General features: G+C 37.2%; 7 protein-coding genes and 1 other annotated feature. Of the genes, 2 read left to right on the top strand and 5 right to left on the bottom strand.

Translation table 11 applies throughout. From position 1 onward, the window contains the following. Positions 1 to 440 precede the first annotated feature (440 nt). Positions 441 to 1,847 carry an HD domain-containing protein gene (locus tag AC06OU_RS18060; protein ID WP_475857621.1) on the top strand — a complete coding sequence of 469 codons (1,407 nt, stop codon included), beginning with the start codon at positions 441 to 443 and terminating at the stop codon, positions 1,845 to 1,847. A gap of 38 nt (positions 1,848 to 1,885) precedes the next feature. Here the strand turns inward: AC06OU_RS18060 and AC06OU_RS18055 are convergent, their stop codons facing one another. Then, a complete protein-coding gene (locus tag AC06OU_RS18055) occupies positions 1,886 to 2,686 on the bottom strand; it encodes a class I SAM-dependent methyltransferase (protein WP_475857620.1) in 801 nt (266 codons plus the stop codon). Positions 2,687 to 2,788: 102 nt separating this feature from the next. On the opposite strand from AC06OU_RS18055, the gene AC06OU_RS18050 reads away from it, so the two are divergent. Continuing rightward, a complete protein-coding gene (locus tag AC06OU_RS18050) occupies positions 2,789 to 3,253 on the top strand; it encodes a hypothetical protein (RefSeq protein ID WP_298469966.1) in 465 nt (154 codons plus the stop codon). Positions 3,254 to 3,304: 51 nt separating this feature from the next. Here AC06OU_RS18050 and ileS read toward each other — a convergent pair whose 3' ends face one another. The 4 genes from ileS to AC06OU_RS18030 all read right to left on the bottom strand — a co-directional run bounded on the left by ileS (position 3,305) and on the right by AC06OU_RS18030 (position 9,917). Then, the gene (ileS, locus tag AC06OU_RS18045) at positions 3,305 to 6,373 is read right to left on the bottom strand and encodes an isoleucine--tRNA ligase (RefSeq protein ID WP_475857619.1); all 3,069 of its coding nucleotides are present in this window, start codon (positions 6,371 to 6,373) and stop codon (positions 3,305 to 3,307) included. A 52-nt stretch (positions 6,374 to 6,425) separates the two neighbouring features. Then, positions 6,426 to 6,666, bottom strand: a binding site (T-box leader). A 130-nt stretch (positions 6,667 to 6,796) separates the two neighbouring features. Next, complete coding sequence (locus AC06OU_RS18040; protein WP_475857622.1) at positions 6,797 to 7,351, bottom strand: GNAT family N-acetyltransferase; 555 nt, start codon at positions 7,349 to 7,351, stop codon at positions 6,797 to 6,799. 139 nt (positions 7,352 to 7,490) lie between these two features. After that, the gene (locus AC06OU_RS18035; protein WP_251553173.1) at positions 7,491 to 8,555 is read right to left on the bottom strand and encodes a hemolysin family protein; all 1,065 of its coding nucleotides are present in this window, start codon (positions 8,553 to 8,555) and stop codon (positions 7,491 to 7,493) included. 45 nt (positions 8,556 to 8,600) lie between these two features. Then, positions 8,601 to 9,917, bottom strand: coding sequence for a hemolysin family protein (locus tag AC06OU_RS18030; RefSeq protein ID WP_298469971.1), 1,317 nt, complete (start codon positions 9,915 to 9,917; stop codon positions 8,601 to 8,603). Positions 9,918 to 9,974 lie beyond the last annotated feature (57 nt).

Below are 9,974 nucleotides of genomic sequence, written 5' to 3'. Positions count from 1 at the left end.
TCTTCCCTCTCAACAATTCCTAATATGTAGTAGTTCCCTCTGATTAAAGTCTATTAGCTAATTATATTCCGGCCATAGGATAGTTTATAAAATTTTGCTGGTGTACTAAAATCCATGAAGCTACAAAGCCTTACCGTCCATTAATAATATCGAATGGTCTACGTACCTACCCGTCTAATCAAATGATTTACCCGCTCCGCCTCCAAGAAAATGCCCGTTCCCTCCCAACCAAGCAATAATGGATGAATTTTTAAAATATCTTTTTCATGGCATATTCTAGCTCAACATACGGTAAGACTCCGAATGTTTAGGATTGTTCGATCCTTTTAAAAGGGATTCTGACATTTCAGTAGAATAAATATAAATACCACTTAATTAGTCTAAATTGCTTTGCTCAAGGAGGACTTAATACATATATTAATAAATGGAGGTGATTTCAAATGAAGGAAGTAAAAGAGCAGCTTATACATAGCTGTAACTATTTAGAGGAAAGAGAATTAGTTCAACTAAGAAGTGCCATGGACTTTGCAGAAAAGGCGCATGTTGGCCAAACAAGAGCAACTGGTGAGCCTTACATTATCCACCCTTTCGAGGTGTGCCTGATTCTATCCGAATACAAGGCTGACATAACGACTTTAGTCTGCTCCTTACTTCATGATGTAGTGGAAGATACAACAGTTGATCTCAAGGAAATAGAGCTTTTATTTGGAAAAGATGTCGCCTTTATCGTGGATGGGTTAACGAAGTTCGAAAAAGGTACGTTTGAAAAAGAGGAGTATAGTGCCATAAATATGGAGAAGCTCCTATCCTATGCTATTCAAGATATACGAATAGCAGCTATTAAACTAGCAGATCGTTTGCATAATATGAGAACCCTGGCTATCAAAAGAACGGAAAAGAAAATTCCCTATTCAAACGAAACACTTCTTTATTTTTCACCATTAGCAGAAAGAATAGGGTTGTTTACACTCCAAAGGGAGCTGGAAGAGCTAGCCTTCAGCTATTTGCATCCGGAACGGTATAAGCAATTTCGTGAGAAGATAAATAACTATACAAAAGTCTATGAGGAATCCTATGAGGAATTTATTACTAAACTAATGAAAGAGGATACCACACACATAATTACCAAACATAGATGGATTAATATCCCCTTATTTCAAGGGTTCATCTTGTTAAGTGAAGGATTTTACCTTTCTGATATGTTTACTGTTCACATTACCATTGATTCTACCTTCAACTGCTATACAGCTCTTGGTCTCGTGCATTCCACATTTGAAACAATGCCAGATCATTTTGTAGACCAAATTGCCATTGAAAAACACCCCTTTATCAAACAGCTCAAAACAAAGGTTAGGGTAGCTGGCATTCCAATGACAATTGTTTTACAGGATAGGCAAACACATTACTTCTACCAGTATGGTATATTCGCTTGCTTAAAGTCCATTGATTCTACAACACTAAGTACCTCTCTTTTAGGGAACTCGATTCCTTTTGCTAAATCCATTACGAATAACCCAATTGCATTTTGTGAGCTGGTCTCTCTAGAACTTTTTTATAAAGAAATAGAAATATACACACCAAAAATGGATATTATTAAGTTACCAGTTAACTCCAACATCATTGACTTTGCATATGCACTTAATCCGACTTTGGCAAATAAACTAGCCTTTGCTAAAGTAAATGGCACGATAAGCTCACTTCAAACAATTTTAAAGGATAAAGATATAGTAGAGCTCCATGTGAAAAATAAAATAACTGCTAATGCAAAGTGGCTTCATTTTGTGAAAACATCCAAGGCTGTTAAAGAAATAACCGATATCGTGAATGATGAAACAAACCCTGCTTAACACACCATAAGAATCTAGCAATCTTACGGTGTGTTAGGCTAGTTTGCGATTAATACTATACTGTTTAATGATTGAACATCCTTATTAGTAGCTTTCTCTAGCAAGGCATAATAACTCTGAATTAGCGTCTGTATTTTAATGGGAGAACGATTAAATTTCTCTCTCACTGATATCGCATAGTCTACTTCCCATTTGCCGTCTTGTAGGAACGATGCATCCACATTTTTCGAGTCAACAAGGTTCCAACCTGACTCTTTCAGCATATCTTTAAGTTGTTCCTTGTGGAAAATATTTTGGATATTACCCTCGTCTTCAAACTGTTCTGCATATATTGCCAATATGCTCGCTGAATAAAAGTGGGCAAGCTGCTCTGGCTTAGTCCATTCTAAATCCCACTCAGCGATACATATGCGCTTAGCTACCTTCTTTAATCGTTTAAGATAAGAAAGCAACGTAGCAGGTTCTTGAAAATACCAAAGACAGTGAGAGAGAATAGCTACATCATATGCCTCGTCTATTTTCATCGTTAGGAAGTCTGCTTCTAGATCAAAAGATATTCGGTTACCTATTGGGGAGGATTTTATAAAGTCAGTGGCTTCTCCTAAGGTTATGGGTTTACCGTAATCTCTGCCAGCAATATCAATTGCCATTACAAATCCTGTTTCACCTACTGCATCTGCCAATGCAACTGTTGTATCACCTTGACCACACCCGATTTCTAGCACTCTCATCCCCTTTTCAATATTAAAGGATTGTACCAGCCCTAGGCGATGTTGAAGCTGTATACGTTGAATAGAAGAACTTCCTACTGTCTTCATATAAGTTAATAATTTTTCCATTTTCACTACCCTTTCACTAAAGTTTAAATGAAAATAAACAATAGTATGAATTAATGTAATATACTTACTTTATCATAACTTAAAAATAAAAGGAGGAGCAAAATGATCAAGAAGTTACTGGATGAAACTGAAAATATCAGCTACTTTGTTTACTTAACCAACCGAGGAGATGCCTTCCCTAAAATAGGTGATAGCCTAGAGGAAATTTATACAAACCTTCGAGAAGAAGTTTCTATGGGTTACACGGATCTGTGGGTACTAAAGAGAGTTGGATTGTTGAATAAGCATGATACATTCTACTTTTCAGAAAACGATCGAACAGCAGATGACGAATTAAAAAGAGCCCAATACCTTCCTGAAAAGATTTATATCACATTCACCTTTGTACAAATTAACGAAGCAACTTCTCCTATGTACACCAATTCAGGCGGCACTATGACCCACCTAACTTATGAAGAGGCAGAAGAGTATGCTGTTAAACATATTGATAAAATGAAACAGAAATATCCAGAAAGAGAGTTTTATGTTTTATACGCTCGTTTAGTGGAGAGAAATACTTGGCATTAATAGAGACTTGAAAAGGGACCATTCGCGAAAGAATGTCCCTTTTTTTAGTTTTTATTCGAGTGCTATTTCAATCTCATGACCACCAATCGTCACACTTATACCTGATACTCTTTGTTGTTTAACGATAAGCTGATTCATTAATACACTTTGTTCTAACAAGGGATAAAAATTGTTTATGATTGCATGCATCTCGGCAGTTGTGCGAAGGGTGATATTTACTCTTTTTTCTACAGGTAAAAGCAACTGCTTCCGATAGGATTGGATTGCCCTGATTAACTCACGCATCCACCCCTCACGTATCAAGGCTTCCGTTAATGTCACATTTATCACAACGGTCATATCATTACTAGTTCCATAAGCAAAGCCATCCTTTACTTTATTCTCTATTAAAACGTCTTCTAGTAAAACAAGTTTTTCTTCTAACTTTATACTTCTATTTTGAATAAGCTCGCTTACCTGACTAGATGTTAAGTTATTTAGCCTCACATTAATACTATTTGAATGTTTGCCAAACTTAGCAGCTGATTTTTTAAAATCTAATCTCACAGTCGAAGTAAAATATTCCTCTCCGCTGTTAAGCAGATGAATCTCCTTGATATTTAGCTCTTCCCTTATAATATTTTCATATGCACTCCAATTTATTGGCTTGCTGCTCTTCACAAACAATTGAGCTAGAGGCTGCTTTACCTTTATAGCAAGACTGTTGCGAATGCTTCTTCCTAGTTCAACAACCTGTAATACCTCACCCATTTCTCGCTCGAGTAATTGATCGATTAGGGATTCATCAGACTGTGGATAATCAGCAAGATGGACACTTTTCCCAGTAAGTCCCACGTATATTTCTTCCGCGATAAAAGGTGTAAATGGCGCAAGTAATTGGCTTACTTTAGTCAATACCTTGTAAAGCGTTTCATATGCTGCTACCTTATCCTTATTAAGACCACTTGACCAAAAGCGTTCCCTCGACCTTCTTACGTACCAGTTGCTGATTTGTTCCACTAAATGTGCAATATCTCTGGCTGCACTCGTAAAGTTAAACTCATCTAATTTAATGTTAACGTTGCGAATTGTACTATGAAGGCAGGATAGAATCCATTTATCTAATGTTGTTTGCTGAAGGGCTTTATCTCCCGTTACCACATATTTATCTAAAGTAGTATAGAGCGTATAAAAATGATAAACATTGTCTAATGTATCAACCAGCTTAGATTTCGCCTCTTGAACAATTCGTTCGGAAAATCTTTTTGCATTCCAGGGGGCACTGTCAACGAGTAAAGCCCATCTCAGCGAATCTGCCCCATAGTGTTGGATCAGCTCAACGGGATCCAACGCATTTCCTTTGCTTTTAGACATCTTTTGGCCGTTCTCATCTAAAATATGCCCAGTGGAAAGAACACGCTTATATGGTGACTTACCTGTGAACAGTGTAGAAACAGCCAAAAGACTATAAAACCATCCTCTTGTTTGATCAATCCCCTCTACGATCAAATCTGCTGGAAACTGTTTAGAGAATAGCTTCTCATTCTCAAATGGATAATGATATTGGGCAAATGGCATAGAACCGCTGTCAAACCATACATCAATCACCTCAGGAGTTCTCCTCATAGTTCCAGCACACGAAGGGCAACAGAGATGAACATCATCTACGTATGGCTTGTGGAGCTCAATGCTTCCTAGAGGATGTAGCGAATACTTGCTTAATTCTTCTATACTTTTAGGGGCGAGCTCAAGCTTACAATTGCTGCATTCCCACACATTAAGTGGGGTGCCCCAATAACGATTACGACTGATATTCCAATCGACCATTTGCTCTAAAAAGTTGCCGAACCTACCATGCTTGAGGTGCTCTGGATGCCAAGATACGGATTCATTATTAGCTAAAAATTGTTTTTTTAAGGCTGTAGTTTGTATAAACCAGCTTTCCATTGCGTAATAGAGCAATGGGGAATCACAGCGCCAGCAATAGGGATAGCTATGCTCGTATTTTTCCTTGTAAAACAGTAGCCCTTTATGGGAGAGTAATCGTATAATCTCTAAATCACACTCTTTAACAAAACGTCCTTCCAGCCCCTCGACGGCTATTGTAAACCTCCCTCTTTCATCTACTACATGAATAAAAGATAAGCTATTTTCCTTCATCACTTTGTAATCCTCTTCCCCATACGCTGGTGCGATATGGACAATACCAGTTCCGCTATCACTTGAAACATAATTTGCGGTAACTACTTTATATCCCTGTTTTACATGTACAAGATCAAAAAGTGGGGTATAGGAAAGACCCTCTAATTCTGCCCCCTTTAAGGTGGAAAGAATCTCATATCCATCTTTCAAGACTTTTTTAACTAAATCTCTTGCGAGGATATATACCTCCTCCCCTTTCTTCGCTCGAACATATTCAAGCGAAGGATTAACCGCTAGGGCTACATTTGCCGGCAGTGTCCAAGGAGTAGTAGTCCATCCAAGAAAATACTCATTCTCTTTATGTGTAAGCTTAAACTTAACTATTGCTGATAAGTCTTTAACCGTTTTATACCCTTGAGATACCTCATGTGAACTTAAGGTCGTTTGACAACTAGGACAATATGGGGAAACCCGATGACCTTTTTGCAGCAAACCTTGATCATGTATAGTACCAAGGATATTCCATACACTTTCAATGTAGCTATTACTCATCGTCATATAGGGGCTATCCATATCGACCCAGTATCCCAGCTTTTCTGTGAAGTCACGCCATTCCTTTTCATAAACAAATACGCTTTCCTTACATTTCTTGATAAATGCTTCGACTCCATAGTCTTCTATATCCTTCTTACCACAAATACCAAGCTGTTTTTCTACGCCAAGTTCAACTGGTAGCCCATGGGTATCCCAGCCCGCTTTTCGAATGACCTGATAACCCTTCATTGTTTTATATCTAGCGACCAGATCCTTAATCGTTCTACCGAGGGCATGCCCTACATGTGGCATACCGTTCGCTGTAGGAGGACCTTCGTAAAACACAAATGTAGGATTTCCATCTCGTTGCTCAATAGATGCTTGAAATACATTATGCTCCTCCCACATTTTTCTTATCTGCTGCTCGCGTTGTAAAACCGTCTTCTTTACGTCCTTGTTAACCATCTGATATCACTCCTTGTTCAATTTAATAAAACATACAAAAAACCCGCCCCAGTAAAGGGACGGGTTTAACCGTGATACCACCCTAATTCCATTGAAATCTTCACCTCAATAGCACTTAGCCACGTACAAGCATACGCGTTCCTTTTAACGGTAGACACCCGATCACACTTACTTAGTTCAGTGCGACTTCTCAGAGAGGATTTTCAAAAATAACCTAAACACCGACTTTCAGCATAGCGTCGGCTCTCTTTGGAATAGATTTATCTTTTACTTTTTCTCATCAACGAATTTGTATGGTTTTATTGTGGATAAATTTATCATGTATGTAAAACTAATGTCAATAGGATTATTTGTTACTTAGCGAAAAATATAAATATTCGCTCTTTTAGTTAGTTTCAAATGTTACTGATCCAAGGTACAAGCTTATTCTCTAAGCGCATAATAAACTAGAAAGTCTACCCATTCTTCCTCTTCCATAGAAAACTTCTCTCGCGTGCACTCGTATTTAAAGCCAGCTCTTTTAGCAAGAGTTTCGGACGGTCTATTATCAACATTAATATGAAGTTCAATTCGTTGGAACTTTAACGAGTCAAAAAAATAATTTTTAGCTTCTCTCACACTTTCGACTCCATACCCCTTTTTCCAATATTGGTTATGAATAGAATATCCCATCATGGCCCATTGATAATCCATCCTAAGAATTGTGATTAGTTCTACCTTTCCGATATTAACTCCATCCTCTTTTCTAAAAATACCCATTATGTACATTTCGTCGTTCTCTTGAGCCTTATTAAAACCTTTCATCCATTCAGAGAACCATTCCTTAGAAACCTTCTCCATTGTTTTATATCCTTCGTCGTATTTATATTGAGAAGGTAATCGATGATTGAATCCATTTGACCAGTTCTCATAATCATCCTCATTAAATGTTCTTAGTATCAAGCGATCAGTTTCCAAATATAATGCTTTCATAGCTATCCCCCTCCACACAATATTTTGATACCAAAATATTCAAAACTAAAACGTGATGGTTCTATTTAAAAAAAACCGAATAGGTCCACTTGTTACGTGTACACTATTCGGGTTACTGTTCAAATGTATTGTTTAAAAAACACCGTTATGTTGCATATACGAAATCTCCATCATCTTCATCTTGAATCTCACCGACAATTTCTGATAATATATCCTCCATTGTAACTAGACCCACGATAACTCCTTTACCATCTGTTACAATGGCCATGTGCTTACGCGTTTGTTGCATTTTTAAGAATACCTCTTTAATAACTGTTGAATTTTTAAATCTTGGGATGTCATGGATGAAGAATGTCACGTCATTAGAACGCCCAGCAGCGATATCCGTTAACATTTCCTTTGTGTTAATAAATCCAATTACGTCATTCTTCTTTTTTAAAACGTCAATGACTGGATAGCGTGTATATTCGAACTCTTCAATGACCGCCACCATTTGCTCAAGCGTTTGCTGTTTTTCTAACATAATCACCTCTGAGCGGGGAATCATAATGTCCTTTAGCTGACGAGTATCAAATGCAAATATATTTTCCAGATAAGCAAGTTCGGTTTGGTTGATTTCTCCACCTGCAAAGCTTTGTGTAACAATCATTTTCAACTCTTCTTCAGAATACACTTCGTCATGTCCCGCAGGCTTTACACCAAATATTTTTAATAACGAACGAGCAGAACCATTTAAAGCTGAGATAAACGGCTTAGAAACTTTCCCGAACCAATAAAGAGGTGGTGCTAAAAGAAGTGTCATTTTATCAGCATATTGAATTGCTAATGTTTTTGGCATTAATTCACCAAGAACTACGTGTAAAAATGTGACAACCGATAACGCTATGGCATAGGAAAGTGCGGTTGAAAGAGCTTCACCTAAATTTAAATATTCAAATACTGGAGCTAACATTTTTTCAACGGTTGGTTCTCCAAGTGCTCCCAAAATTAGAGCTGTCACTGTTATTCCTAGCTGACAGGCTGATAAATAGTAATCTAAATCTTGTGTAACTTTCTTGGCGACGACTGCTTTTTTATTTCCTTCCGAGATAAGCTGATCAATTCGTGACATACGCACTTTTAAAATCGCGAATTCTGCCCCTACGAAAAACGCTGTCAATAAAATAAATAATGTGATTAACGCTAAGTTTAAAATAATTATACCGTCCAATTAACTCCCTTATGGAAAGGGATTCACCTCCATTAATAATCGTAATTATTGTTTAAAATAATTTTGTTTGAAGATCACTTCTTTAATATGGTAGTTTTCTACTTCACCAATAACCCATAGATGATCACCGTGCTGTATTTCCATTCCTTCGTTAACTTCCGATGTGTTTTTAAAACCTTCATTTAGTGCCCAACCACCAATTGTATCGATATCTTCACTATCCTCGAAATCAATACCAAAGCGATCCTCTAATTCTTCTAATAATGTTCGGTTGTTAATTGTATACTCGTTTTCGCCCGTCTTACGAATTTCATCCACTTCATCCGCATCAAATTCATCACGAATTTCTCCAACGAGCTCTTCTAGTATATCTTCCAACGTTAAAATACCAGCGGTACCACCATATTCATCGACAGCTACCGCAATATGTACACGCTCCTCCTGCATTTTTAATAATGCATTTTGAATCGGTGTTTGCTCAAACACAAATGGAATCGTGCGAACAAAATCACTCAAATCAGCAGGACGATTCGTTACTATGCGACTAAGTAACTTATTTGCATTTACAAAGCCAATAATTTTATCTTTATCGTTTTCCTCAACGACTGGATAACGAGTGTAATTATGCTCATCTAAAATCGATACTATTTCTGTAGTATTCATATCCCTATCAATAGCAACGAACTCTGGGCGAGGAACCATAATGTCTTTGACAACACGCTCATCGAAGGCGAATACATTCTCCATATATTCTAATTCTTGCTTATCAATTTCCCCACCTTGGAAACTTTGAGACATGATTATTTTAAGCTCTTCTTCTGAATAGGCTTGATCTTCGCTAGCTCCTTTAACACCTACAGCACGTAACAGAAATCGTGAAGTACCATTTAATGCTCTAATAAACGGATACATTACTTTACCGAAATAATATAGACTTGGTGCCAACATTAATGTGACTTTCTCCGAAAATTGAATCGCTAATGTTTTTGGTGCCATTTCCCCAATAACGACATGTAGGTAACTTACAATCGCAAGTGAAATACCATAAGATAAAATATTCATTACGGTTTCAGGGGTATTGAGCCATTCAAAAATAGGATACATTAAATGCTTAACATAAGGCTTTGTAAAAGCACCTAACCCAATAGCGGTGATTGTAATACCTAATTGACAAGCTGATAAGTAATAATCAAGGTCACTTACAACTTTCTTTGCAATCTCAGCTTTTTTATTACCTTCTTCGATTAACTGATCAATTCTGGATTTACGGATTTTGACTACTGCAAATTCAGCCGCTACGAAAAATGCTGTCAAACCTAAAAAGATGATTAATAAAATGATATTTAATATACTCGAGTCCAATATGTTCCCTCATTTCGAGGGATTCACCTCCGTTATTTTTAATACTGTCTTGTTATG

The organism is Psychrobacillus sp. (assembly GCF_056205495.1).
The sequence above is the reverse complement of the archived record's forward strand: the minus strand, read 5'-3'. Positions and strand labels throughout refer to the sequence as shown.